This is a genomic window from Streptomyces sp. NPDC002676 (assembly GCF_053592455.1).
Genome location: NZ_JBSFVT010000070.1, coordinates 1 through 1,748, shown reverse-complemented (window position 1 = coordinate 1,748; position 1,748 = coordinate 1). Strand labels below are relative to the sequence as shown.

At 68.2% G+C, this 1,748-nt stretch carries 3 protein-coding genes; 2 read left to right on the top strand and 1 reads right to left on the bottom strand.

The genetic code is table 11. The annotated features are described in order from the left end of the window. Positions 1–716 (top strand): MerR family transcriptional regulator (locus ACWD3E_RS43250; RefSeq protein ID WP_451392935.1); only part of this gene is annotated, 716 nt, incomplete at its 5' end. Positions 717–774: 58 nt separating this feature from the next. Further along, positions 775–1,577 (top strand): IS5 family transposase gene (locus ACWD3E_RS43245; RefSeq protein ID WP_451392937.1). Its coding sequence is split into 2 segments (ribosomal slippage): positions 775–1,120 and positions 1,120–1,577, totalling 804 coding nucleotides; the frame shifts between segments, so codons are not numbered across the junction. A 16-nt stretch (positions 1,578–1,593) separates the two neighbouring features. Here ACWD3E_RS43245 and ACWD3E_RS43240 read toward each other — a convergent pair. Then, a complete protein-coding gene (locus tag ACWD3E_RS43240; RefSeq protein ID WP_451392936.1) occupies positions 1,594–1,734 on the bottom strand; it encodes a hypothetical protein in 141 nt (46 codons plus the stop codon). Between the last annotated feature and the right edge of the window lie 14 nt (positions 1,735–1,748).

Below are 1,748 nucleotides of genomic sequence, written 5' to 3'. Positions count from 1 at the left end.
GGACGCTGCGGCACTACGACGAGATCGGCCTGCTGCCGCCCGCATGGATCGGGAGCAACGGGCACCGCTACTACGAGGAGGCCGATCTGCTGCGGTTGCAGCAGATCCTGCTGATGCGGGAGCTGGACCTGGGGCTGCGCGAGATCCAGGCGGTCCTGGACAGCCAGCTCGACCAGGTGGTCGTGCTCCGTGAGCACCACCAACGGCTGCTCGCGGAACGGGACCGGCTGGAGACGCTGGCCCGTACGGTCGGCCGCACCATCGCCGAACTGGAAGAAGGCAGGGACAACGGGAAGATGACGAAGATCAACAAGCCGGAGAACCTGTTCGAGGGGTTCCAGGCCCCCTCCGAGGCCGAGGCCGAGGTACGGGAGCGGTGGCCGCAGGCGTGGGAGCAGTCCCGGCAGGCAGTCGAGGCGATGACCTCCGAGGACACGGAGCGCTGGCAGCGTGAGGTGACGGCGCAGATGATCCGTATGGCGGAGTTCATGGTGGCCGGCACGCCGGTCTCCGACCCCGCGGTACAGGCCGAGGTGGACGCCAACTACCAGCAGATCTGCCGGTTCTGGACCCCGAACGCGGCCGCGTACAAGGGAGTGGGCCAGGCCTATGTCAACGACCCGCAGATGCGGGCCAACTTCGACAAGATCGCCGACGGTCTCGCCGTCTACCAGCGCGATGCGATGACCGTGTACGCCGATGCCCGGCTGAGCTGACCGCACGCGTCTAAGGGCCACCCATCGGACACGCTCTAGGCTGGCGGCCGTGATGGCGATGGTGGATCGGCTGGTTCCGGACAGGTTGTGGGAATTGTTCCAGCGGGTGGTCCCGGCCGCTCCGGTACGGCCTCAAGGCGGTGGTCGACGCCGGTATGGCGACCGGCAGGTGCTGGCAGCCATCGTGTTCGTGGCCACCACGGGCTGTACCTGGCGCCAACTACCACCGGGCTTTGGCCCGTCCGGACCGACGGCACACCGACGGTTCACCGAGTGGAGCCGGGCCCGGGTCTGGGCCAAGCTCCACCGGCTAGTCCTGGACGAGTTCGGCGCGCGCGGCGCCCTGGATTGGTCGCGGTGTGCGATCGACTCGGTGAACATGCGGGCAGCGAAAGGGGGGACCTAACAGGTCCGAATCCCGTAGATCGCGGCAAGAAGGGTTCAAAGATCCACTTGATCACCGAGCGGACCGGTCTGCCCCTCTCCATCGGCATCTCCGCTGCCAACACCCATGACAGCCAGGGCTTGGAGCCCTTGGTGCGTGGCATCCCGCCCATCCGCTCCCGCCGTGGGCCCCGTCGGCGACGGCCCGCCAAGCTCCACGCCGACAAGGGCTACGACTACGACCACCTGCGCCGATGGCTCCGGTCCCGGAACATCACTCCGCGGATCGCCCGCAAGGGCATCGAGTCCTCTCAGCGTCTGGGCCGCCACCGTTGGACCGTGGAGCGGACAGTTGCGTGGCTGTCCGGGTGTCGCCGCCTGCACCGTCGCTATGAACGCAAAGCGGAACACTTCCTGGCCTTCGCCGGGATCGCCGCGGCGCTCATGTGCTTCCGACGCCTCTCGCAGCAGGTCTGAGGCAGCGGCACCGCCGCTACGGGACGTTCCAGGCGGCGATGAACGGCTGCCCGTCCTCGGTGGCCAGGAAGCTGAGCGTGCCTGGATGAGGATGGCCGAGCCGTCGGCTGGCGGAGGCGTCGAGGCCGAGCCAACGCACCGTGAGCACGCGGGCCAGATGACCATGCGCGA